Consider the following 22,553-nt stretch of genomic DNA (forward strand, 5'->3'; position numbering starts at 1 on the left):
TTTATGAGAATCGCAGATTACCGTGTGACCCGCGCCATCCTTGAGCGTCACGGCTTTACCTTTAAAAAAGCTTTGGGGCAGAATTTTTTGACAGATGCTAATATTCTGCAGAAAATTGCAGATACGGCAGAGCTTGACAGGAATGTTAATGTTATTGAAATTGGCCCCGGTATCGGCGCTTTGACCGAATTTTTGGCAGAAAAAGCCGCTGAAGTCATGGCTTTTGAAATCGATGACCGCTTAGTACCGATTTTAGCGGACAGCCTGTGTGATTTTAGCAATGTCAAAATAATCAATGAAGATATTTTAAAGGCAGATTTGCCAGCCCGGATTAAGGAATTTGCTAATCCCAATCTCCCTATCAAGGTAGTCGCCAATCTTCCCTACTACATCACAACTCCGATTCTCATGCATCTGATTGAGAGCAAGATTCCCTTTGCAGACTTTGTGGTCATGATGCAAAAAGAAGTGGCTGACCGCATTTCTGCCGAGCCCAATACCAAAGCTTACGGTTCTCTGTCTATCGCTGTTCAGTATTATATGACAGCCAAGGTTGTCTTTACTGTTCCGCGTACAGTTTTTATACCATCACCAAACGTAGACAGTGCGATTCTTAAGATGACACGCCGAGAGCAGCCGCTAGTTATGGTGAAAGATGAGGACTTCTTTTTCCGCATATCCAAAGCTGCTTTTGTCCATCGCCGCAAAACTCTCTGGAACAATTTGACCAGCCATTTTGGCAAATCAGAGGAAACCAAAGCCAAGCTGGCAGAAAGTCTAAAAAAAGCTGGGGTTCAGCCTTCTGTCCGTGGGGAAACACTGTCGCTGGCTGATTTTGCCAGTCTGGCCGATGCGCTAAAGGAAGCAGGTTTGTGATGATACAGGAACTTTTGTACGGCAGAACTCGTACCTATCTAATTGAGGGTAAGCGGAAAAACATTTTGATAGATACTGACTGGCCGGGGACTCTGCCGCAGTTTTTTAAGGCTATTAAGCGAGCTGGGGTAACAGTGGATACTATCGCCTATCTTCTTATTACGCACTACCATCCTGATCATATGGGGTTGACTCAAGATTTAGTAGATTTAGGCATTCAGTTAGTTGTCATGGATGTGCAGATGGATTTTATTCATCAGTCAGATTCGATATTTACAAAAGGGGACTATCGGGATTTTAAAGCGATTAAGGAGGAAGAATGTCTTTTCTTGCCCTGTGCTCAAAGCCGGTCTTTTTTGTCAGACTTAGGTATTAGCGGAGAGATAGTCCATACCCCTGGGCACAGTGAGGATAGTGTTTCTTTGGTGCTGGATAGTGGGCAGGCAGTTGTCGGCGATCTTTATCCATTGAAGCAGACAGTGTTATATGATAATCCAGTTTTGACAGCAACATGGAATGACTTACTGAGACGTCAGCTGACAACTGTCTATTATGCCCACCCTTTACCAGATAATGTGAGCTGCTGGCGGTCAGTTGAAGAATTTGAAACATCGCAAACAGCAGATGATTTCTAAGAGGATCTTCTGTCACACCTACAATTTGGTTTATCTGCTAAACTTTCTTCAAATCCGGACATAGCCCGAGTGCATTCTTAGATAAATAAGGAGAATATTAATGAAACTAAATGCTCAGGATATACGATCGGACGTTTACAATCTGATTTTAAATCCTAAAACGTCAAACAGCGAGCGGGCGCTGCTGCTGGCATTTAAAAATAATGTTGAAAGCGGGAAGGATTTTGATAAAAGTCTTATGGAGCTTGCTGAGGGGCTGCGGCAGCTGGGTGTAACGAATCTTTCAAAAAATCAGCACATGAGCTCAGCGGTTGATAAATTTTATATGAAAATCTCGGCCCACGGACAATTAGGTAAAGCTATCGGCTGCGGTCTTCTTATAAGCGGAATGAGGTTTTAGCGGAATGTTTTCGGTCTTTCCGAGACGGGCCTGCACCTTACTTTTTATATTTTGCTGATAAGGCATGCAGGTCCAAGTTAGCTGGCTCAGCCAGCCAAACATGCGGTTCGGTATCAGCATAAGAAAACCCATCAGTCTTCTGGACTGATGGGTTTTGCTGTTTAAGGAAAGGACGGGATTTGAACCCGCGCATGAACAAAGTCCACTTGCCGGATTTCGAGTCCGGTGCCGTACCAAGCTGGGCCACCTTTCCAAAATAAAGACAGTATCATGACCGTTTTTCTGACCTTATTTTCAGAAAAATACTCAAAGACATAAGAAAAATGCGGAGAAAGGGATTTGAACCCTCACGCCCGAATGGGCACATGCGCCTGAAGCATGCGTGTCTGCCGTTCCACCATCTCCGCATTAACAGAAACTATTATAACCTAATTTAAAAAAAATGCAAGTGTTTTAAGAAAATTGTTTCAAAAGACGGTAAAAAGTTTTTAGGCTGAAAGTTCTAAAATGAAGTTAGCCACTTAGATGCAAAAAAACACCTCTATGTTACACTTGTAGTTGACGAAAACACAAGTAAAGGACATAGAGATGCAAGACCATTATACACCAACAGGCAAGCACTTGACAATAGCTGATCGCCGCTTGATTGAACGCTGGAAGCAAGAAGGGAAATCTAATCGTGAGATTGCAGGTCTCTTAGGCAAAGCTCCTCAAACGATAAACAACGAGATGAAACGTGGACTGGTCCTCCAACAGGTGCGTAAGGGGAAGTTTGAGAAGCTTTATAGGGCGGATAGAGCTCAGGAAGTGTATGAGATTAATCGAAAAAATAGCCGTAAAGCTGTTAGTCTCACGAAGAAAGTCAAGGAAACCATTGTCCACTACATCAAGCTGAAGTGGTCACCTGAGATGATTTCAAAACGTAAAGTCAACGTCCCACAATCCACCATATACTACTGGATGGACAAGGGGTACCTGGGGCTGACTAAGGCAGATAGGCTGTATCCAAGAAAAGGCAAATCCCCTAAGAAAACAGCCAGTCCTAATTTCATGCCTGTTGGAAAGTCGATTGAGGAGCGGCCTGAAGCGATCACTCAACGACTGGAGGCTGGGCATTATGAGATTGATACGGTTGTTCAGACACGGGCTAAAGCGCCTTGCTTTCTGACATTAACAGATCGAAAAACCAGGTATGAAATCATTCGTTACTTGCCCAGTAAGACAGCACAAGCCGTTAACGAAGCCTTGTCGAGCATTTTACAGGAATATCAGATCACGTCAATCACAGCTGATAATGGGGCAGAATTTGCTAGACTAAGCGAGATTTTTAGTGAAGAGAAGATCTACTATGCTCACCCTTATTGCTCTTGGGAAAGAGGCTCTAATGAGAATCACAACCGTCTTATTCGACGTTTCCTACCCAAGGGAAAAACAAGAGCGACCAGAAAACTGGCCACTCAGATTGAATGGTGGATAAACAATTATCCCAAACGAATATTAAACTACAAGACACCTAGAGAAATTGTATTCAGTGGCTAACTTCAACTTGAAATTTAGCAAAAGTTTTTAGGCATTTTAAAGCAGCCCTTAAGAGAAGCTGAAGCAGGGCAGCTCCGGAAGCCGAAATACGCGGCAAAGCAAAAAGCGACAGCAGACGGCAGCTTGCTTTCGGAACTGGTGGGGACAATGGCCTATTCGAGGACGAAAACGGTTTCTTTTTGTGGTATAATGGCCTTGAGACAAGAAAATGAGGTGATGTTATGAAAAAAGCTGTAAAAAAACTCTTCGGCCGCTTTAATGGACAGGATGTCTATAGTTACACATTTGAAACAGACAGCGGCTACCGGTTGACCAGTATGCCTTATGGGGCAACAATCTTGGACTATATCACGCCTGATAAAAACGGGAAATTTGCCAACATTAATCTGCGTTTTGCCAATTTGGAAGACTATTTGGTTAAAGGACCAAAATTCGGTGCCAGTGTCGGACCGGTCGCAGGCCGAATTGGAGAGGGAACCTTTGAGCTAAATGGTAAAACCTACCATCTGCCCCAGAATAATAAAACCAATAACATGCACAGCGGGCTGGACGGGATTCATGTTGCGCTGTTTGAAACCGCAGAGGTAGATGATCATTCAGTAACCTTCTACACGGAGCGCGCTGACGGCTTTGGCGGTTTTCCCGGTCCGATCAAAATTTGGATTAGGCATAGTTTAGCAGAAAACGGTGAGCTGACTTTGACTTATGAAGCTGCTGCAGACCAGGATACACTTTTTAATCCTACTAACCATGCTTATTTTAATTTAAGCGGCGACCAATCACGCTTAATTGATGATTTTCAGCTGACAATCAATGCGGCGGGCTACTATCCTTTGGATGAAAACAGTCTGCCTGCTGAGGAAATTGACAGCCGTGCTGGTTTTGTGCAAGAGTTGATGAAAGGAGCTTCTGTCGGCAGCATCAGGCAGTCAGACCATCCGCAGATTCTTTTGGCAGGGGGGATTGACCATCCTTTTGCACTTGACCGAGATCAAGAAGTAGCTGCAGAATATTACGATCCTGAGTCCGGACGCCTGCTGAGGGTCAGAACAGACCGCAGCTGCCTAATTGTTTACACAGCCAACAATTACAATGATTTCACCAAATCCAAAGGCCATCCGGCTCATAACGGTTTAGCATTAGAGGCTCAGGCTGTTCCGGATGCCATTCACCGCGCAGAAAAAGATCAAGTCATTTTAAAAGCCGGACAGGTTATGAAAACCTCAACAAGCTACCATGCGACCGTGAAGCAGTAATGATGTGCTGCAAGGCTTGATTTTCCGGTCCTCTGTCCGAAAGCTTAGCCAAAATCCGGTATCATCATTTATGACAGGCGGCAGTTGTAGAGAAGAGGTGAAATTGTTATAATGGGGCTATAAACAACAAAGGAGTTCATTTGCAAGGAAAAATTATTAAGTCGTTGGCCGGTTTTTATTATGTTGAATCAGAAGGACAGGTCTACCAGACACGGGCGCGGGGCAATTTTAGAAAAAAAGGGCAGACCCCCTATGTAGGAGATCAGGTAGATTTCACGGCCGAAGAAAATTCTGAGGGTTACATTTTAAACATTCATGAAAGGAAGAACAGCCTCGTTCGTCCGCCCATTGTCAATATTGATCAGGCGGTTGTGATCATGTCGGTCAAGGAACCTGATTTTAGTGCTAATTTGCTGGACCGTTTTTTGGTTTTGCTGGAACACAAAAAAATTATTCCGCTTATTTATGTATCAAAAATGGATTTGCTGGCTGACAGCAGTTCTATGGATACAATACGGACGCACTATCAGCAAATCGGCTATTTCTTTTCGTATGAAAAGGCGGAGCTGCTTCCCTTGTTAAAAGACAGAGTGACCGTCTTTATGGGACAGACCGGTGTTGGAAAATCGACCCTTCTGAACCAGCTGGCTCCTCATCTTCAGCTGAAAACGGCAGCGATATCAGGCAGTTTGGGCCGCGGCCGCCATACAACACGAGCGGTCAGTCTTTATAATGTCGGGGGCGGAAAAGTTGCGGATACCCCCGGTTTTTCTTCCTTGGATTACGAAATAACAGATAGTGAAAGTCTAACAGCCGCTTTTCCGGAGATAAAACAGTTCAGTTACTCTTGTAAATTTCGTTCCTGTACACATAGGCACGAGCCGGATTGTGCTGTTAAGGATGCCCTCGGGCAGGGGGAGATTTGGCAGCAGCGCTATGACAATTATCTGCAGTTCCTAAGTGAAATTGAAAACCGGCGTGAAACATATCAAAAACTCAGTAAAAGAAAGTAGGTGTATTATGTCATCACAGAAAATAGCACCCTCGATTTTAGCTGCTGATTATGCTGATTTGGCTTCAGAGCTGCAGCGTATTGAAGCAGCAGGTGCCGAGTATGTCCATATTGATATTATGGACGGCCAGTTTGTGCCTAATATCAGCTTTGGGGCCGGAGTCGTCGCCAGTATGCGCCGCCGCAGCAAGTTGGTTTTTGACTGCCATTTGATGGTGGTTGATCCCGAACGTTATGTTTCAGCTTTTGCACAGGCCGGCGCTGATATTATGACTGTTCATGCCGAAGCGACCGCCCATATCCACGGAGCGCTGCAAAAAATTAAAGCAGCTGGGATGAAGGCCGGGGTCGTGATTAATCCGGGGACCCCTGTTGCGGTTTTAGAACCGGTTTTAAGTCTTGTTGACCAAGTTTTAATCATGACCGTCAATCCTGGATTCGGCGGCCAGGCGTTTATTCCGGAGTGTCTGGCCAAGGTGAAAGCAGCTGCCAAGCTTCGTAAGCAGTATGGGCTTAACTTTGATATTGAAGTTGACGGCGGAGTGGATCAGCATACGATTAAAGCCTGTGCCGATGCCGGAGCCAATGTGTTTGTTGCAGGTTCTTACCTTTTCAAAGCTCAGGATTTGACTGCTCAGTTGCAAACACTGCGGGTAGCTTTGGATGATTAAAGTTGCTTTATTTGCCGGCGGAGACTTTCCCCGTTCTATCAATGATGATTTCGATTACCAAGTCGGTGCAGACAGAGCTTGTCTGACGCTTCTTGAAAAAGGCCTGCCTCTTGATTTGGCGGTCGGCGATTTTGATTCTGTCACCGCAGATGAACTTGCCCGGATTCGGCAGTCCGCTGGGGAACTTATCCTAGCTGAATATGAGAAAAATGACACGGATACAGAACTGGCTTTAAAAGAGATTTTCGCCAGATTCCCACAAGCTCATGTTACTCTTTTCGGTGCTTTCGGCGGCCGGCTTGATCATATGCTGGCTAACCTTTTCCTGCCTACTGATCCGGACTTGGCCCCTTTTATGAGACAGATTTGTCTGCGTGATGCCTGCAATACTGTACATTTTTTGCCCAGCGGCCGGCATCGTATCGTACAGGATGAAGGAATGGCCTATATTTCTTTGATGGCAGACAGTAATGCTGATTTAACCATACGGGGTGCTAAATATGAGCTGACCCCTAACCGCTTTTTTAAGAAAAAAATTTATACCAGCAATGAATTTGCAGGAAAGCCTATTACCGTTCAGTGTGATTCAGGCTATCTTCTTGTGATTCAAAGCAAAGACAGGAGTTGAGATGCAAGTTTTCCTAATTGTCCTTATCCTGATTGTTTTGCTTCTGACCTGCTTCCAGCTGTGGAAAATAACAGAAATCAGAAGTGAATTGGCAGAAAAATTGGATAATAATGCCGACAACCTCTCTGAGCAGCTTTCTTATCAATTAAATATGGTACAAAAAGACCAGGCTCTGGAATTTAACAGCCAGCTTAACCGTCTGCAGACAGAGCTGTATCAGCAGCTGAATGATTTACGTGACAGTCTCCGGCAGGAACTGATTGACAGCCGTGATCGGTCTGACCAGCGTTTGGCTGCTATTGAAACCAGTATGAGCCAGTCAGTCAAGGAACTGCAGGCTTCTAACGAGAAGCGCCTGGAGCAAATGCGGCAGACTGTCGAAGAAAAGCTGGAGCAGACACTGCAAAACCGCCTGCAGGCTTCTTTTGCTACTGTTTCTAAACAGCTTGAAAGTGTCAATCAGGGATTGGGTGAAATGAAATCTGTGGCACAGGATGTCGGAGCGCTCAATAAAGTGCTGTCAAACACCAAAACACGTGGGATTTTAGGAGAGCTGCAGCTGGGACAGATTATCGAAGACATCATGACTGAAAACCAATATGAGCGAGAATTTGCAACGGTATCCGGGACAGCAGAGCGTGTGGAATATGCGATTAAACTGCCCGGGACCAAGCAGGGTGAGTATGTTTACCTGCCGATTGACTCCAAGTTCCCGCTTGAAGATTACTACCGTCTGGAAGAAGCGTATGAGACGGGCGGCAAAGAAGAAGTAGACAATCAGAGGAAAGCGCTCCTTGCTGCCATCAAACGTTTTGCAAAAGATATTAATAAAAAGTATCTCAACCCGCCTGAAACGACTAATTTCGGTATCATGTTCCTGCCGACAGAAGGGCTCTATGCAGAGGCAGTCCGTCAGCCGGCTTTCTTTGACAGTCTGCGTCGGGAAGAAAATGTTGTGGTTGCAGGACCTTCAACCTTATCCGCTCTGCTCAATTCGCTTTCAGTGGGCTTCAAGACCTTGAACATCCAGAAGAATGCTGATGATATCAGTAAAATTCTAGGCAGTGTCAAAGCCGAATTTAATAAATTCGGCGGTTTGCTGGTTAAGGCACAAAAACAGCTCAACACTGCCAATAAAACCTTAGGAAGTTTGCTGACAACACGCACTAATGCAATTGTCCGTGCTCTTGATAAAGTTGAAACTTATCAGGACCAGGCAATCAGTTCGCTGCCCGACCTCCCGCAGTTAGAAGACGAGGAAGAAGATGAAGATTAATCAAATGAAAAAAGATGAGCTTTTTGAAGGTTTTTATCTGATTAAATCGGCCGAAGTCCGCAAGACACGTGCAGGCAAGGACTATATTGCCTTTACTTTTCAGGATGACAGCGGAGAAATTTCAGGTAACCTTTGGGATGCTCAGCCTTATAATATCAGTGAATTTACTGCAGGCAAAGTTGTTTTTATGAAAGGCCGCAGGGAAGTTTACAACGGGACGCCGCAGGTGAATCAGATTGCGCTGCGCCTCCCTCGTGACGGGGAACCGAATGACCCTAGTGCTTTTAGGGAAAAGCCTCCGGTAGACGTAACCGATGTTAAAGATTATCTTGAGCAGATGATGTTTAAAATTGAAAATGCGGTTTGGCAGCGTCTTGTCCGCAGCCTCTATCGTAAATTTGCCAAAGAATTCTTCACCTATCCAGCTGCCAAAACCAATCATCATGCGTTTGAATCAGGCCTTGCTTATCATACGGCTACCATGGTTCGTTTAGCGGACAGCATCGGAGACATTTATCCTGAATTGAATAAGAGCCTGCTTTTTGCCGGCATCATGCTGCATGATCTGGCTAAGGTGATTGAACTATCCGGACCGGATAATACGGAATACACTATCAGGGGAAATTTGATTGGCCATATTGCGCTTATTGATGAGGAAATCAGCAAAGCTCTATTAGAGCTCAATATTGATGACAGCAAAGAAGATGTCATTGTTCTGCGGCATGTTATTCTGAGCCATCATGGTCATCTTGAATATGGCAGTCCTGTTCGTCCGCGGATTATGGAAGCAGAAATTATCCATATCATCGATAACCTTGATGCAGAAATGATGATGATGACAACCGCACTGAAACGTGTTGATGAAGGAGAGATGACTAACCGTATTTTTGCTATGGACAACCGGCCTTTCTATAAGCCAAAATCCAAGTAATAGATGATAAAGAGAATTTCTTACCTGCAGATTATTCGTTTTGAGAGTGACTTATGATATAATGACAAAAGAATTTTAACTGAATTGATGGAGAAAACTATGAAGCTGAGACGAAGTGAACGTATGGTTGTCATTTCCAACTATTTGCTCAATAACCCGTATCAATTGACGAGCTTGAGCACTTTTGCCTCACAATATGAAGCGGCTAAATCTTCTATTTCCGAAGACATTGCAATTATCAAAAAGGCTTTTGAGGAAGCAGGTATCGGCGAGATTGAAACAATTACCGGTGCCAGCGGCGGCGTGCTGTTCAGGCCGTCCATTGCCAGATCAGAAGCGCGTGCTCTGGTGGAAAAACTGCGTGAACGCCTGTCGGAGAGCGATCGCATTTTACCCGGAGGCTATATTTATTTATCGGATCTGCTGAGCACGCCGAAAATTCTGCAGAATGTCGGCCGTATTATGGCAGATGCGTTTCGGGGTCAAAAAATTGATGCCGTCATGACCGTAGCAACAAAGGGTGTCCCTTTGGCCAATGCTGTCGCTAATATTCTCAACGTTCCCTTTGTCATTGTGCGGCGCGACTTAAAAATTACCGAAGGCTCTACGGTTTCTGTCAATTATGCCAGCGGTTCGAGCGGCCGCATAGAAAAAATGTTCTTGTCTAAACGAAGCCTGCAGCCCAACAGCAGGGTTCTTATTGTAGATGATTTTCTTAAAGGCGGCGGAACTATTTCAGGAATGATAAGTCTTTTGGATGAATTTGACTGCCGCTTGGTCGGAGTTGCTGTTTTTGCAGAAAACGTCCAAGGAAGTCAGGAAAGGCAAACTTATAAGTCTCTGCTTAAGGTGTCAGAAATTGACATCAAAAATCAGCGGCTGACAGTTGAGATCGGTAGCATTTTTGATTAAACAGCAGGCGGCCATTATCTTGTTTTTTAAGGGCAATAGCATTTTTTGCACGATTTTGCTGTAAATAGCGCAGAATAAGGAGAAAGTATTTGACAGAAAGTACCGTTTATGTTACTATACTAAGCGGTACTTTTTACTTTTGGTCTCTCCAGAGTGTACAGAGACGTGCTGACAAATGTTGCAAAAGTACACACAGGAAAGAGGATTGTCACCGATCGCTTTTTCAACCAAAAATAAAAAATAATACAGGAGAATGTAGATGCCTACAATTAACCAGTTGGTACGTAAACCACGTAAGTCTAAAGTAGAAAAATCTAAATCACCGGCTTTGAACGTTGGTTATAACAGTCATAAAAAAGTGCAGACCAATATTGCTTCACCGCAAAAACGCGGTGTTGCAACACGTGTCGGAACAATGACACCTAAAAAGCCTAACTCTGCCCTTCGTAAATTTGCCCGTGTTCGTTTGAGCAATCTTATTGAAGTAACGGCTTATATCCCAGGAATCGGCCATAACCTGCAGGAGCATAGTGTTGTGCTTATCCGCGGCGGCCGGGTAAAAGACCTTCCGGGTGTCCGTTACCATATTGTTCGCGGTGCTCTTGATACTGCCGGTGTAACTGACCGGAAGCAAGGCCGTTCGAAATACGGAACTAAAAAACCAAAAGCATAAGAAGGGAGCATGAGAAATGAGTCGTAAAAACCAAGCGCCAAAGCGTGAAGTATTGCCAGATCCGCTGTACAATTCTAAACTTGTTACACGTCTTATCAACCGTGTTATGCTTGATGGAAAACGCGGAACGGCGTCCAGCATTGTTTACGGTGCCTTCGAACAGATTAAGGAAGCAACAGGAAATGATGCGCTGGAAGTTTTTGAAACAGCAATGGAAAATATTATGCCTGTACTTGAAGTCCGTGCCCGCCGTGTCGGAGGTTCTAACTATCAAGTGCCCGTTGAAGTACGTCCGGAACGCCGGACAACATTGGGTCTTCGCTGGCTGGTGACAATTTCCCGCGGACGCGGCGAACACACTATGCAAGACCGTTTGGCAAAAGAAATTATGGATGCGGCTAACAATACAGGAGCATCTGTCAAGAGACGCGAAGATACTCACCGTATGGCTGAAGCCAACCGTGCCTTTGCTCACTTCCGCTGGTAAGATTGAAACATCAGAGTTAAAAAAACAGAGGATAACTGTGCTGCAGGAGAACTTGCTTTTTCTCCGCCCTACTCTAAAAACACTGTGCTTAACTCTTATTTGAACAGCATAAATGACTTAGAACGGGTAGGTCCTGCCTATCCGTTCTTTCTAAATATGGTATAATAACAAAGTAAATAAATTTTATAGGAGAAAACCAAATGGCTCGCGAATTTTCACTTGAAAAAACTCGTAACATCGGTATCATGGCTCACGTCGATGCTGGTAAAACAACAACGACGGAACGTATTCTTTATTATACTGGTAAAATCCACAAAATTGGTGAAACACACGAAGGTGCTTCACAAATGGACTGGATGGAACAGGAACAAGAGCGTGGTATCACAATTACCTCAGCTGCGACAACTGCCCAATGGAACGGTCACCGCGTCAATATCATTGACACCCCAGGGCACGTGGACTTCACTATCGAAGTTCAGCGCTCTCTGCGTGTTTTGGATGGTGCTGTAACGGTGCTGGACTCGCAGTCAGGTGTTGAACCGCAGACTGAAACAGTATGGCGCCAGGCAACTGAATACGGCGTTCCGCGTATCGTATTTGCTAATAAAATGGATAAGATCGGTGCGGACTTCCTTTATTCTGTCAGCACCCTGCATGACCGTCTTCAGGCCAATGCTCATCCTATTCAGCTGCCAATCGGTGCTGAAGATGATTTCCGCGGTATCATTGACCTCATCAAAATGAAGGCCGAAATTTATACGAACGATCTTGGAACTGATATTTTGGAAGAAGATATCCCTGAAGAATATCTTGCTCAGGCTGAAGAATATCGGGAAAAGCTGATCGAAGCGGTCGCTGAAACAGATGAAGATCTGATGCTGAAGTATCTTGAAGGTGAGGACATTACAGAGGATGAGCTGAAAGCTGCTATCCGTAAAGCTACGATTAATGTGGAATTTTATCCGGTACTTTGCGGTTCTGCCTTTAAAAACAAGGGTGTACAGCTGATGCTTGATGCGGTTATCGATTATCTTCCAAGTCCGCTGGATATTCCTGCTATTAAAGGTGTTAATCCAGATACTGATGAAGAAGAAACACGTCCAGCTTCAGATGAAGAACCTTTTGCAGCTCTGGCTTTTAAAATTATGACAGACCCCTTTGTCGGCCGTCTGACCTTCTTCCGTGTCTACTCAGGTATCCTTGAAAGCGGTTCTTATGTATTGAACACAACCAAAGGCAAGCGTGAGCGTATCGGCCGTATCCTGCAGATGCATGCTAACAGCCGCGAAGAGATTCAAACTGTTTATGCCGGTGATATTGCAGCTGCGGTAGGTCTTAAAGAGACAACAACAGGTGATTCACTGACTGATGAAAAAGCTAAGGTTATCCTTGAATCAATTGAAGTACCGGAACCGGTTATCCAATTGATGGTTGAACCTAAATCCAAAGCCGATCAGGATAAAATGGGGATTGCTCTGCAAAAACTAGCTGAAGAAGACCCAACCTTCCGCGTTGAAACAAATCCTGAAACAGGTGAAACTGTCATTTCAGGTATGGGAGAACTGCATCTGGATGTCCTTGTTGACCGGATGAAACGTGAATTTAAAGTTGAGGCAAATGTAGGAGCACCTCAAGTATCTTACCGTGAAACCTTCCGTGCCTCTACTCAGGCTCACGGTTTCTTCAAACGCCAAACTGGTGGTAAAGGTCAATTTGGTGATGTTTGGATTGAGTTTACACCTAATGAGGAAGGCAAAGGCTTTGAATTTGAAAATGCCATTGTCGGTGGTGTTGTGCCGCGTGAATTTATTCCAGCGGTTGAAAAAGGACTTATTGAGTCAATGGCCAATGGTGTCCTTGCGGGCTATCCTATCGTTGATGTTAAGGCTAAACTTTATGATGGTTCATACCACGATGTCGACTCTTCAGAGACAGCCTTCAAGGTTGCGGCTTCACTGGCGCTCAGAGAAGCTGCAAAAACAGCACAGCCTGTTATTCTTGAGCCGATGATGCTTGTAACAATTACAGCACCTGAAGATAACCTCGGGGATGTTATGGGACATGTGACAGCCCGCCGCGGTCGTGTTGATGGTATGGAAGCACACGGTAACAGTCAAATTGTCCGTGCGTACGTCCCTCTTGCTGAAATGTTCGGCTATGCAACTGTGCTGCGGTCAGCGACACAGGGCCGCGGAACCTTTATGATGGTTTTTGACCACTACGAAGATGTTCCTAAAGCGGTTCAGGAAGACATTATTAAGAAAAACGGCGGTCATGAATAATTCAGTGACTGACTGTCTAGGCACCGTTTCGGTGCCTTTTTTGATAGGAAGCTGTTAGTAATCGTGCCTGTCTGCCCAATTTTTAGGACAATAGCTGTTTTTCAGAAAATTTTACTGAGGAGAAAAAGGCAGGAGACAAAATGTACTGGCCCCCAAAAGTTGGACAATTACTTATTGAAAGGATTTAGTTCTGTATTGAACAGGACTGAGTCCTTTTAGTTTTGTCTTAATGCGTTTATGGTTGTAGTAAAAGATGTACTCGGTAATCGCTTGTTCGAGCTCATCCAGTGAGTGGTTTAATCGGTCTCGTTTCAAGTCTGATGTTCGGTATCAGTGATTTGCCTGCTAAAATTGCATACCCTTCGCATTTTAATTCTGGTTTTCGGTTTGATTATAACGATGAATGTGCTCAACGGCTGGGCAGAACAGGAAACTTTCCTTCACCATGCTTTTAGCGTTTTTGTGCCATTTTTTGGGGTTTATCTGGTGGGTGTGGCTTTTTATCATTTATTTGACTCATCAAAAGGTCTCTCAAGTCAGCGAAAAATTAAAGAGCGCAAAAAAAAGCTGAACTAAGTCTGCCTTGATGATCTGCACTGATGAATAAGACGGAACAATGAGGCCTTGAACATTTCAATTAAAGAAGATTTGGCTTAGGGTTCAGCCAAGATAAGGCAGTCCGTGCTTGATAATGTAAAGCCCGGTATAAGCAGGCTGTTGAAAAAATCTTGCAAAAGATATTGAAAAGTTATATAATGGAAATGTTGAAAGGGCCTGTATTTTTTTACAAGTTATTCTTTTCACGATTGGCAGAGAGGCAACTCTCTAATTAATTTTTTTGATTTTCAATAAGGAGGAAATCACTATATGGTAGTTAAAGTTGGTATTAACGGTTTCGGTCGTATCGGACGTCTCGCTTTCCGTCGTATCCAAAACGTAGAAGGTGTTGAAGTGACTCGCATCAACGACCTTACAGATCCAAACATGCTTGCGCATTTGTTGAAATATGACACTACGCAAGGCCGTTTTGATGGTACAGTGGAAGTAAAAGAAGGCGGATTCGAAGTTAATGGTAAATTCGTTAAGGTTTCTGCTGAACGTGATCCAGAAGCAATTGACTGGGCAACTGATGGTGTTGAAATTGTCCTTGAAGCAACAGGTTTCTTTGCTAAGAAAGAAGCTGCAGAAAAACATTTGCATGCTAATGGCGGTGCTAAAAAAGTTGTTATCACTGCGCCAGGTGGAAACGATGTGAAGACAGTCGTTTTCAACACTAACCATGATATCCTTGATGGTACTGAAACAGTTATCTCCGGTGCATCATGTACAACAAACTGTCTTGCACCAATGGCTAAAGCTCTTCACGATAATTTTGGTATTCAAGAAGGTTTGATGACAACAATCCACGCTTACACCGGCGACCAAATGATTCTTGACGGACCTCACCGCGGCGGTGACCTTCGCCGTGCTCGTTCAGGAGCTAACAACATTGTGCCTAACTCAACAGGTGCTGCTAAAGCTATCGGTCTTGTTATTCCTGAATTGAACGGAAAACTTGACGGTGCTGCACAGCGTGTTCCTGTTCCAACTGGTTCTGTTACGGAATTGGTAGCTGTTCTTGACAAGAATGTAACAGCTGAAGAAGTTAACGCAGCTATGAAAGCAGCAGCTAATGAGTCATACGGCTATACTGAAGACCCAATCGTTTCTTCAGACATCGTAGGTATTTCATACGGTTCATTATTTGATGCAACTCAAACAAAAGTTCTTGATGTTGATGGTAAACAATTGGTTAAAGTTGTTTCATGGTATGACAATGAAATGTCTTATACATCACAGCTTGTTCGTACACTTGAGTACTTTGCAAAAATCGCTCAATAATAGACGGACATAATCAAAAAGAGGGGAAACCCTCTTTTTTTATATAAGAACAAAGGGCGATAAAAAAATCCGTATGAAAAGACGGTAAGCCAGCAATCTCTGATTTCGTAGGCGCACCCCTGCCAGAACGACTAGAAAGGTGCGGTCGGCTGTTAAGGCGACAAAGCTTTCAGTCGTTTACGGCTGACGGTAAGCCAGCAATCTCCGATTTCTCAGATGCCCTATAGTTTATGAGGTAAGAAAGCTGCTTTATCGGTCTGCCTTAGCAATGAACTGCTGTATCAAACGTTTAGCCCCTATCTTTTTGACTATGCCAGAAAGATTTTCTTCAACCGCAAACCATAGGCTCCCTCGCTCTCACAGTATTTAGGGTCAGTTCTGTTCGATTCAGTGCCTCTTGCAAAAAGACGCTTTGTTTTGCCTACCGTATTTAGAGAAATTATGATATAATTAGCGTGTAAAAAATTTTTAAGGAGTCTGATAAATGGCGAAATTAACTGTTAAAGATCTTGATTTAAAAGGGAAAAAAGTCCTTGTCCGTGTTGATTTTAACGTCCCTTTGAAAGACGGCGTTATCACTAACGACAATCGTATCTCAGCAGCTCTGCCGACAATTAAATATATTGTTGAACAGGGCGGCCGTGCTGTTCTCTTTTCACATTTGGGCCGTGTGAAAGAAGAGGCTGATAAAGAAGGTAAATCACTCGCTCCCGTAGCAAAAGACCTTTCAGAAAAACTTGGTCAGGAAGTTGTATTCCCAGGAGCAACCCGCGGCGAGAAACTGGAAGCAGCTATCAATGCTCTTGAAGATGGGCAGGTTCTTTTGGTTGAAAACACACGTTTTGAAGATGTTGATGGTAAGAAAGAATCCAAAAATGATCCTGAACTTGGCAAATACTGGGCTTCACTTGGCGATGGTATTTTTGTCAATGATGCCTTTGGGACAGCTCACCGTGCTCATGCCTCAAATGTTGGTATTTCAGCTAATGTCGAACAGGCGGCAGCCGGCTTCCTTTTGGAAAATGAAATTGCTTATATCCAAGAGGCTGTTGAAACCCCAGAACGCCCATTTGTAGCAATCTTAGGCGGTTCTAAGGTATCAGATAAAATCGGTGTCATTGAAAATCTGTTGGCAAAAGCAGACAAGGTGCTTATCGGCGGCGGTATGACTTATACTTTCTACAAAGCACAAGGCATTGAAATTGGTGATTCTTTGGTTGAAGAAGATAAGCTGGATATCGCTAAAGAATTGCTGGAAAAAGCGGAAGGCAAACTGATTCTGCCAGTTGACTCTAAAGAAGCCAATGCTTTTGCTGACTATACTGAAGTAAGAGATACGGAAGGTGAAGCAGTTGATGCCGGTTTCTTAGGGCTTGATATCGGTCCTAAGTCTATTGCTAAATTTGACGAAGAATTAACAGGTGCTAAAACAGTCGTTTGGAATGGTCCTATGGGTGTATTTGAAAACCCTGACTTCCAAGCGGGTACGATTGGTGTCATGGATGCTATTGTTAAACAGCCTGGAGTGAAGTCTATTATCGGCGGCGGAGACTCAGCCGCAGCTGCTATCAATTTAGGCCGTGCCGACAAGTTTTCTTGGATTTCTACCGGCGGCGGAGCTTCTATGGAACTTCTTGAAGGGAAGGTTCTTCCAGGACTCTCAGCACTTACAGAAAAGTAAGATTATCAGAAGATGAAGAGGAGTGGACAGACAGCTATGATTGCAGAGCAGTCGTCTGTCTATCTCTTCCTCTTTTTTTGCACAGCAAAGACGGTTAAGGAAATGAGCGCTGAATCAGAAACCAGCCTTTTCCCTTCCCTTTCTTTGCAGGTTTCTCTTGCTGTATTGTCAGTCTTGAGGATAAGCAGTCTGAAAAAAGGATTATCAAAAGACGTTTTCCATGATAAAATAGGAATAAATGGAAAAGAAGGGGTTATTGTGTTAAAAAAATACAGATTTGACCGGCACAAGTTTAAATTAGGCATGCGAACGCTAAAGACAGGGATTGCTGTTTTTTTGGTTTTGCTGCTTTTCTCCCTCCTTCATTGGGAAGGTATGCAAATCGCTGCTTTGACGGCAGTTTTCAGCCTGCGGGAGGATTTCGATAAAAGTGTCCATTTTGGAACGTCCCGTATTTTAGGCAACTCTATTGGAGGAGTGATGGCCTTGATTTTCTACTTTGTCAGTGACTGGTTTAATAACAGTTTTTGGGTTGTTCCTCTGTTAGTGCCCGTCCTGACAATGCTGACTATTATGTTTAATGTGGCTTTTGATAACAAGGCCGGTGTTATCGGCGGAGTAGCAGCTATGTTGATTATTACGCTGTCCATTCCTCAGGATGAAACAGTTCTCTATGTTTTTACCCGTGTCTTTGAAACATTTTGCGGTGTTTTTATTGCTATTTTAGTTAACGCTGATTTTGATAAGCTGCAGCAGTTTTTTCTTTCACATTTTAAAAAGTAAGTTTTTGAAAACTTGCTTTTTTTATGTTACAAAATATCACATTATAACTTGACAGTTCGTTTTATTAATCTTATAATAGACAGGTGAAGGGAGGTTTACCATGCAAGAAAAAGAACTGAGACGTTCCATGGCAGTTTTTCCCATCGGAACTGTTATGAAACTGACTGATTTGACTGCACGTCAGATTCGTTATTATGAAGATCAGGGTTTGCTTAGACCGGATCGCAGTTCAGGTAACCGCCGTCTTTATTCTTTAAATGATATGGATACGTTGCTTGAGATTAAAGATTTCTTAGATGAAGGTCTTAATATTGCGGCCATAAAAAAAGAATACGCTGATCGTAAGGATAAAGCACTGAAAAAGAAGAAGGCTTTAACTGATGCAGATGTGAGACGTATATTACATGATGAACTGCGCCGTCAGGGCGGCTTTTTCACCCCTTCCCATAATTTTCGTTAAATTTGCACTTAAAAAGTGCCTTAATTTTACTTTTACAAAGGAGACCATTTCATGGCAATCACAGTAGCTGACATCAAACGTGACATTCAAGAACAGAATGTTACCTTTATCCGTTTGATGTTTTCTGATATCTTGGGGACAATGAAAAATGTAGAATTCCCCGCGACTGAAGAGCAAATCGATAAGGTCTTGTCCAACAAAGCGATGTTTGATGGTTCATCAATTGAAGGGTTTGTACGTATTAATGAATCTGATATGTACCTTTATCCCGATCTTGATACGTGGACCGTTTTCCCTTGGGGGGATGAAAACGGCCGTGTCGGTGGTTTTATCTGTGATATCTATACAGCAGAGAATGAACCGTTTACCGGTGATCCCCGCGGCAATTTAAAAAAAGCTCTGCGCCATATGGAAGAACTGGGCTATAAATCCTTTAATTTAGGACCGGAGCCGGAATTTTTCCTTTTCAAAATGGATGAACAGGGAGTGCCTACCCTTGAAGTTAATGACAAGGGAGGGTATTTTGATTTAGCACCGACTGACTTAGCTGATAATACACGCCGTGAGATTGTCAATGTCTTAACTGAAATGGGCTTTGAAGTTGAGGCCAGTCACCATGAGGTAGCTGTCGGCCAGCATGAGATAGATTTCAAATATGCTGATGTTTTAAAAGCCTGCGATAATATTCAGATGTTTAAGCTGGTTGTCAAAACCATTGCCCGCAAACACGGTCTGTATGCGACCTTTATGGCAAAACCTAAATACGGCATTGCTGGTTCAGGGATGCACTGCAATATGTCACTTTTTAATAAAAACGGAGAGAACGCCTTTTATGATACGGCGGATCCCAGAGGCATGGATCTGTCTGAAGATGCCTACTATTTCTTGGGCGGTTTAATGAAACATGCTTACAGCTATACCGCTATCATGAATCCGACTGTTAATTCCTACAAGCGTTTGGTCCCGGGTTATGAAGCTCCGGTGTATATTGCTTGGGCAGGACGCAACCGCTCTCCGCTTATCCGTGTTCCGGCTTCGCGCGGCCTCAGTACTCGGCTTGAGCTGCGCTCTGTTGATCCGACAGCTAATCCATATTTGGCGCTTGCAGTGCTTTTAGAATCAGGTTTAGACGGGATTGTCAATAAGATTGAAGCTCCGGCTCCGGTCGAAACCAATATTTACTCCATGACCGCTGAGGAGCGCAGAGAAGTCGGAATTATTGACTTGCCGTCAACCTTGCATAATGCATTGAAGGCATTGCAGGAAGACGAAGTGATCAAAGCGGCCCTAGGTGAGCATATCTATATTAACTTCCTTGAGGCCAAAAGGATTGAGTGGGCCAGCTACGCGACCTTTGTTTCCCAGTGGGAAGTGGATAACTATTTGGATTTGTATTAGAACTGCTGTCATTTTTTAATAATCTGAGAGCGGGACAACTCGTGATATCTTTGATATCATGAGTTGTCCCGCTTTTTTTCAGCGGCTGATCTATGGGCTATAGGCTGATTTGATAGAGGAAATGACTGTACTTCCGCTGCTCTGTAAATTTGATTTGTTATTTTATTAACTTGAACTTAATTTGTCTGTTACATTTGTCTGCTATACTCAATTTACTATCAACGGAGGTTCAATTGATGAAGTCATTAAGAAAAAATAAGTTATCTCGTTCAGCCCTGCTCTGTTCTTCTATGGTGTTAGCCTTTTTTGCTGCCTCAGCTCCGGTAAATGCTGACAGCCATACGATTCAGGAAGGGGATTCTTTTTTTAGTATTGCCAGCCAGTACGGTATGGATATGTATGAATTGGCTGCCATGAACAATATGACTGTCAATAGTCTTATTCTTCCCGGTCAGCAAATTAACGTTACTAATAATGTTGCAGAATCAAATGCAGCAGCAATTGCTCCTGAAACCACCGAAGCAGATACAGGTGAAATAGAGGCAGAACCTGCAGTGTCCGAAAGTACTTATCCGATCGGCCAGTGCACTTGGGGTGTTAAAGAATTGGCTTCTTGGGCTGGTGACTGGTGGGGCAATGGCGGTGACTGGGCTGCCAGTGCCGCTGAACAAGGCTTTGCCATCGGTACAACACCGGCTGCCGGTGCTATTGTTTGCTGGACAGATGGAGGCTACGGACATGTTGCCTATGTGACGGAAGTTGGTGAAGATGGTCAAATCCAAGTGCTGGAGTCTAACTATAAAGATCAGCAGTGGATTGATAACTACCGCGGCTGGTTCGACCCTAACGACGGTGTGACACCTGGCACGGTATCCTATATTTATCCAGGGGCTTAATGAACTGAGCACAAATGCATTTAGGAGACAATAAAAAATAATACAGCAGGTTGTGGTGACTGCTGTATTATTTTTATTTACAGTTCAAAGATACTCTTTCGAAAACTGGAGAGCATTTGGTTAAAATTAAATCAACGATCCGGTGTCAGCACCATAGGGATAATGATCGGTTCGCGTTCTGTTCTTTCATAGAGGAAAGGACGCAGAGCATTGACGATAGCGCCGTTAACAGATTGGATGCTGGCTTCTTTGTTTTTTAAGGCAATACGGATGGCGTTGAACAGGACTCTCTGACTTTCTCGGATTAAGTCACCCGATTCGCGCATGTAGATAAAACCGCGGCTGAGAATGTCCGGACCGGCCAAAATCATTTGCGTTTTAAAATCAACAGTTGCTACTGCCAAAACGACACCATCTTCAGCAAGATCATGGCGGTCCCGCAGTACAGCTGCACCGATATCGCCGATACCATTGCCATCAACATAGATATCCTGAGCGTTGAAATGGCCGGCCCGTCTGGCAGAATCTTTAGTAAGGGCCAGAACATCCCCATTTTCCATAATGAAAATATTTTCCTTCGGAATACCTGTATCTATAGCCAGCCCAGCATGGACTTTCTGCATGCGGTATTCACCGTGAACCGGCATAAAGTATTTCGGTTTCATCAGCCGCAGCATAAGCTTTTGCTCTTGCTGCCCACCGTGTCCTGAAGTGTGGATGTTGTTGACTTTGCCGTGGATAACTTCAACTCCGGCCTCTTGAATCGTATTGATCAAGCGATTTACACTGGTTGTGTTGCCTGGAATAGGGCTGGAGGAGAAAATGACCGTATCACCGGGCTGCAGCGTCACTTGGCGGTGAGTACCATTGGCGATACGCGCCAGTGCAGCCATTGATTCGCCCTGACTGCCGGTACACATGATCATAATTTCACTGGCGTGATAATTCTTAAGCTCACTTGGCTCGATAAAGGTTCCTTTGGGAACCTTTATGTAGCCGAGTTCAACTCCATTAACAATAGCTTTCTCCATAGAACGGCCGAAAACGGCAATCTTGCGGCCTGTTTTTACGGCAGCATCAGCAGCCTGCTGGAGACGGAAGATATTGGAAGCAAATGAGGCGAAGATAATCCGTCCGTGAATATCTTCGATGATTTTCATGATAGACTGACCGACGACTTTTTCAGAATTGGTGAAGGTTGGAACCTCAGCGTTGGTCGAATCCGACAGCAAACACAGGACACCTTCTTCACCGAGGGCTGCCATACGGTGAAGATCAGCCGGCTCACCAACTGGTGTGAAGTCAAATTTAAAGTCCCCTGTGCAGACAATCTTTCCTTGGGGAGTGTGAACAACAATCCCTAAAGGTTCTGGGATGGAGTGTGTTGTTCGGAAAAAACTCACACTGAGGTGTTTAAAAGTTAATTCGGTATTATGGTTGATTTCATACATTTTAGCATCGCGCAGCAGGCCGTGCTCTTCCAATTTTCCGCGAATCAGAGCTAGAGCCAGAGGCCCAGCATAGATGGGGATATTAGCCTGCTTAAGCAGGAAGGGGATGCCGCCGATGTGGTCTTCGTGTCCGTGTGTGATGACCAAGGCCTTGATTCGGTCAATGTTTTCGACGATATAAGAATAATCAGGAATAACATAGTCTATTCCCAGAAGGTCATCCTCTGGAAATTTAATACCGGCATCAACAATGACAATTTCGTCTTGGTATTCAATACCGTAGGTGTTTTTCCCGATTTCTCCAAGTCCGCCGATGGCATAGACTCCGACTTCTTTGGGTTTTAAATTGATATTTGACATAATAGTTGTTATCTAAGGACGAAAAGCAGTGTACAGCCTTTTTAGTGAGCATGATTGAGAGTATA

Annotated in this window: 22 protein-coding genes, 2 tRNA genes and 1 pseudogene; 20 read left to right on the top strand and 5 right to left on the bottom strand. The window is 44.0% G+C overall.

Translation table 11 applies throughout. The features are described 5' to 3' along the window. Positions 1 to 3: 3 nt before the first annotated feature. The 3 genes from rsmA to DDV21_RS01815 all read left to right on the top strand — a co-directional run bounded on the left by rsmA (position 4) and on the right by DDV21_RS01815 (position 1,911). Entirely contained in the window at positions 4 to 876 is an 873-nt protein-coding gene (gene rsmA, locus DDV21_RS01805) for a 16S rRNA (adenine(1518)-N(6)/adenine(1519)-N(6))-dimethyltransferase RsmA (RefSeq protein WP_116878946.1), read from the top strand. After that, positions 876 to 1,511 (top strand): MBL fold metallo-hydrolase, encoded by a 636-nt coding sequence (locus tag DDV21_RS01810; RefSeq protein ID WP_116878945.1) that lies wholly within the window; start codon positions 876 to 878, stop codon positions 1,509 to 1,511. Before rsmA ends, DDV21_RS01810 begins: the two co-directional genes overlap by 1 nt. 100 nt (positions 1,512 to 1,611) lie before the next feature. Continuing rightward, positions 1,612 to 1,911, top strand: a complete 300-nt coding sequence (locus DDV21_RS01815; protein WP_116878944.1) for a bacteriocin immunity family protein — start codon at positions 1,612 to 1,614, stop codon at positions 1,909 to 1,911. Between the two features lie 37 nt (positions 1,912 to 1,948). Here the strand turns inward: DDV21_RS01815 and DDV21_RS11725 are convergent, their stop codons facing one another. From DDV21_RS11725 to DDV21_RS01825, 3 genes are all read right to left on the bottom strand, one after another. After that, positions 1,949 to 2,104: a hypothetical protein gene (locus DDV21_RS11725; protein ID WP_162886271.1), complete on the bottom strand. Its 156-nt coding sequence runs from the start codon at positions 2,102 to 2,104 to the stop codon at positions 1,949 to 1,951. Then, a tRNA-Ser gene (locus DDV21_RS01820) sits at positions 2,076 to 2,164 on the bottom strand. The genes DDV21_RS11725 and DDV21_RS01820 overlap by 29 nt, the downstream gene beginning before the upstream one ends. A 71-nt stretch (positions 2,165 to 2,235) precedes the next feature. Then, a tRNA-Leu gene (locus DDV21_RS01825) sits at positions 2,236 to 2,318 on the bottom strand. A gap of 181 nt (positions 2,319 to 2,499) precedes the next feature. Between DDV21_RS01825 and DDV21_RS01830 the strand changes: the two genes are divergently transcribed. The 11 genes from DDV21_RS01830 (at position 2,500) to fusA (ending at position 13,578) form a co-directional block, all read left to right on the top strand. Continuing rightward, a complete protein-coding gene (locus tag DDV21_RS01830) occupies positions 2,500 to 3,450 on the top strand; it encodes an IS30 family transposase (protein WP_116879182.1) in 951 nt (316 codons plus the stop codon). A 221-nt stretch (positions 3,451 to 3,671) separates the two neighbouring features. Continuing rightward, positions 3,672 to 4,706 (top strand): aldose epimerase family protein, encoded by a 1,035-nt coding sequence (locus tag DDV21_RS01835; RefSeq protein ID WP_116877517.1) that lies wholly within the window; start codon positions 3,672 to 3,674, stop codon positions 4,704 to 4,706. A gap of 140 nt (positions 4,707 to 4,846) precedes the next feature. Continuing rightward, positions 4,847 to 5,719 (top strand): ribosome small subunit-dependent GTPase A, encoded by an 873-nt coding sequence (rsgA, locus tag DDV21_RS01840; protein ID WP_116877516.1) that lies wholly within the window; start codon positions 4,847 to 4,849, stop codon positions 5,717 to 5,719. Between the two features lie 7 nt (positions 5,720 to 5,726). Beyond that, positions 5,727 to 6,389: a ribulose-phosphate 3-epimerase gene (gene rpe, locus DDV21_RS01845; RefSeq protein ID WP_116877515.1), complete on the top strand. Its 663-nt coding sequence runs from the start codon at positions 5,727 to 5,729 to the stop codon at positions 6,387 to 6,389. After that, positions 6,382 to 7,017 carry a thiamine diphosphokinase gene (locus DDV21_RS01850; protein WP_116877514.1) on the top strand — a complete coding sequence of 212 codons (636 nt, stop codon included), beginning with the start codon at positions 6,382 to 6,384 and terminating at the stop codon, positions 7,015 to 7,017. The genes rpe and DDV21_RS01850 overlap by 8 nt, the downstream gene beginning before the upstream one ends. Before the next feature lies 1 nt (position 7,018). After that, complete coding sequence (locus DDV21_RS01855) at positions 7,019 to 8,293, top strand: DNA recombination protein RmuC (RefSeq protein ID WP_116877513.1); 1,275 nt, start codon at positions 7,019 to 7,021, stop codon at positions 8,291 to 8,293. After that, complete coding sequence (locus tag DDV21_RS01860) at positions 8,283 to 9,224, top strand: 3'-5' exoribonuclease YhaM family protein (RefSeq protein ID WP_116877512.1); 942 nt, start codon at positions 8,283 to 8,285, stop codon at positions 9,222 to 9,224. Before DDV21_RS01855 ends, DDV21_RS01860 begins: the two co-directional genes overlap by 11 nt. A 99-nt stretch (positions 9,225 to 9,323) precedes the next feature. Then, positions 9,324 to 10,136: a pur operon repressor gene (gene purR / locus DDV21_RS01865; RefSeq protein ID WP_116877511.1), complete on the top strand. Its 813-nt coding sequence runs from the start codon at positions 9,324 to 9,326 to the stop codon at positions 10,134 to 10,136. Between the two features lie 259 nt (positions 10,137 to 10,395). After that, on the top strand, positions 10,396 to 10,809 hold the full coding sequence (gene rpsL / locus DDV21_RS01875; RefSeq protein WP_116877510.1) for a 30S ribosomal protein S12: 414 nt from the start codon (positions 10,396 to 10,398) through the stop codon (positions 10,807 to 10,809). A gap of 16 nt (positions 10,810 to 10,825) precedes the next feature. Next, positions 10,826 to 11,296, top strand: coding sequence for a 30S ribosomal protein S7 (gene rpsG, locus DDV21_RS01880; RefSeq protein WP_116877509.1), 471 nt, complete (start codon positions 10,826 to 10,828; stop codon positions 11,294 to 11,296). A gap of 200 nt (positions 11,297 to 11,496) precedes the next feature. Beyond that, complete coding sequence (fusA, locus tag DDV21_RS01885; RefSeq protein WP_116877508.1) at positions 11,497 to 13,578, top strand: elongation factor G; 2,082 nt, start codon at positions 11,497 to 11,499, stop codon at positions 13,576 to 13,578. 171 nt (positions 13,579 to 13,749) lie between these two features. Here fusA and DDV21_RS01890 read toward each other — a convergent pair. Further along, positions 13,750 to 13,869: pseudogene (locus tag DDV21_RS01890) on the bottom strand (IS3 family transposase); the annotation flags it as partial. 576 nt (positions 13,870 to 14,445) lie between these two features. On the opposite strand from DDV21_RS01890, the gene gap reads away from it, so the two are divergent. The 6 genes from gap to DDV21_RS01925 all read left to right on the top strand — a co-directional run bounded on the left by gap (position 14,446) and on the right by DDV21_RS01925 (position 20,677). After that, positions 14,446 to 15,459: a type I glyceraldehyde-3-phosphate dehydrogenase gene (gene gap / locus DDV21_RS01900; RefSeq protein WP_116877506.1), complete on the top strand. Its 1,014-nt coding sequence runs from the start codon at positions 14,446 to 14,448 to the stop codon at positions 15,457 to 15,459. Between the two features lie 484 nt (positions 15,460 to 15,943). Continuing rightward, on the top strand, positions 15,944 to 17,140 hold the full coding sequence (locus tag DDV21_RS01905) for a phosphoglycerate kinase (protein WP_116877505.1): 1,197 nt from the start codon (positions 15,944 to 15,946) through the stop codon (positions 17,138 to 17,140). 303 nt (positions 17,141 to 17,443) lie between these two features. Continuing rightward, positions 17,444 to 17,923, top strand: a complete 480-nt coding sequence (locus DDV21_RS01910) for an FUSC family protein (RefSeq protein WP_116877522.1) — start codon at positions 17,444 to 17,446, stop codon at positions 17,921 to 17,923. Between the two features lie 100 nt (positions 17,924 to 18,023). Then, positions 18,024 to 18,383 carry a MerR family transcriptional regulator gene (locus DDV21_RS01915; RefSeq protein ID WP_116877504.1) on the top strand — a complete coding sequence of 120 codons (360 nt, stop codon included), beginning with the start codon at positions 18,024 to 18,026 and terminating at the stop codon, positions 18,381 to 18,383. Positions 18,384 to 18,434: 51 nt separating this feature from the next. Beyond that, on the top strand, positions 18,435 to 19,781 hold the full coding sequence (gene glnA, locus DDV21_RS01920; RefSeq protein ID WP_116877503.1) for a type I glutamate--ammonia ligase: 1,347 nt from the start codon (positions 18,435 to 18,437) through the stop codon (positions 19,779 to 19,781). Between the two features lie 236 nt (positions 19,782 to 20,017). Next, a complete protein-coding gene (locus DDV21_RS01925; protein ID WP_116877502.1) occupies positions 20,018 to 20,677 on the top strand; it encodes a CHAP domain-containing protein in 660 nt (219 codons plus the stop codon). A gap of 131 nt (positions 20,678 to 20,808) precedes the next feature. On the opposite strand, the gene rnjA is transcribed toward DDV21_RS01925, so the two are convergent. Further along, positions 20,809 to 22,488 (bottom strand): ribonuclease J1, encoded by a 1,680-nt coding sequence (gene rnjA, locus DDV21_RS01930; protein WP_116877501.1) that lies wholly within the window; start codon positions 22,486 to 22,488, stop codon positions 20,809 to 20,811. Between the last annotated feature and the right edge of the window lie 65 nt (positions 22,489 to 22,553).

The sequence above is a fragment of the Streptococcus chenjunshii genome, assembly GCF_003086355.1.
GTDB lineage: Bacteria > Bacillota > Bacilli > Lactobacillales > Streptococcaceae > Streptococcus > Streptococcus chenjunshii.

Coding starts and splice junctions, on each gene's coding strand:
- rsmA (WP_116878946.1), top strand. CDS start 4: ATGAGAATCGCAGATTACCGTGTGACCCGCGCCATCCTTGAGCGTCAC.
- DDV21_RS01810 (WP_116878945.1), top strand. CDS start 876: ATGATACAGGAACTTTTGTACGGCAGAACTCGTACCTATCTAATTGAG.
- DDV21_RS01815 (WP_116878944.1), top strand. CDS start 1,612: ATGAAACTAAATGCTCAGGATATACGATCGGACGTTTACAATCTGATT.
- DDV21_RS11725 (WP_162886271.1), bottom strand. CDS start 2,104: ATGCGCGGGTTCAAATCCCGTCCTTTCCTTAAACAGCAAAACCCATCA.
- DDV21_RS01830 (WP_116879182.1), top strand. CDS start 2,500: ATGCAAGACCATTATACACCAACAGGCAAGCACTTGACAATAGCTGAT.
- DDV21_RS01835 (WP_116877517.1), top strand. CDS start 3,672: ATGAAAAAAGCTGTAAAAAAACTCTTCGGCCGCTTTAATGGACAGGAT.
- rpe (WP_116877515.1), top strand. CDS start 5,727: ATGTCATCACAGAAAATAGCACCCTCGATTTTAGCTGCTGATTATGCT.
- DDV21_RS01850 (WP_116877514.1), top strand. CDS start 6,382: ATGATTAAAGTTGCTTTATTTGCCGGCGGAGACTTTCCCCGTTCTATC.
- DDV21_RS01855 (WP_116877513.1), top strand. CDS start 7,019: ATGCAAGTTTTCCTAATTGTCCTTATCCTGATTGTTTTGCTTCTGACC.
- DDV21_RS01860 (WP_116877512.1), top strand. CDS start 8,283: ATGAAGATTAATCAAATGAAAAAAGATGAGCTTTTTGAAGGTTTTTAT.
- purR (WP_116877511.1), top strand. CDS start 9,324: ATGAAGCTGAGACGAAGTGAACGTATGGTTGTCATTTCCAACTATTTG.
- rpsL (WP_116877510.1), top strand. CDS start 10,396: ATGCCTACAATTAACCAGTTGGTACGTAAACCACGTAAGTCTAAAGTA.
- rpsG (WP_116877509.1), top strand. CDS start 10,826: ATGAGTCGTAAAAACCAAGCGCCAAAGCGTGAAGTATTGCCAGATCCG.
- fusA (WP_116877508.1), top strand. CDS start 11,497: ATGGCTCGCGAATTTTCACTTGAAAAAACTCGTAACATCGGTATCATG.
- gap (WP_116877506.1), top strand. CDS start 14,446: ATGGTAGTTAAAGTTGGTATTAACGGTTTCGGTCGTATCGGACGTCTC.
- DDV21_RS01905 (WP_116877505.1), top strand. CDS start 15,944: ATGGCGAAATTAACTGTTAAAGATCTTGATTTAAAAGGGAAAAAAGTC.
- DDV21_RS01910 (WP_116877522.1), top strand. CDS start 17,444: ATGCGAACGCTAAAGACAGGGATTGCTGTTTTTTTGGTTTTGCTGCTT.
- DDV21_RS01915 (WP_116877504.1), top strand. CDS start 18,024: ATGCAAGAAAAAGAACTGAGACGTTCCATGGCAGTTTTTCCCATCGGA.
- glnA (WP_116877503.1), top strand. CDS start 18,435: ATGGCAATCACAGTAGCTGACATCAAACGTGACATTCAAGAACAGAAT.
- DDV21_RS01925 (WP_116877502.1), top strand. CDS start 20,018: ATGAAGTCATTAAGAAAAAATAAGTTATCTCGTTCAGCCCTGCTCTGT.
- rnjA (WP_116877501.1), bottom strand. CDS start 22,488: ATGTCAAATATCAATTTAAAACCCAAAGAAGTCGGAGTCTATGCCATC.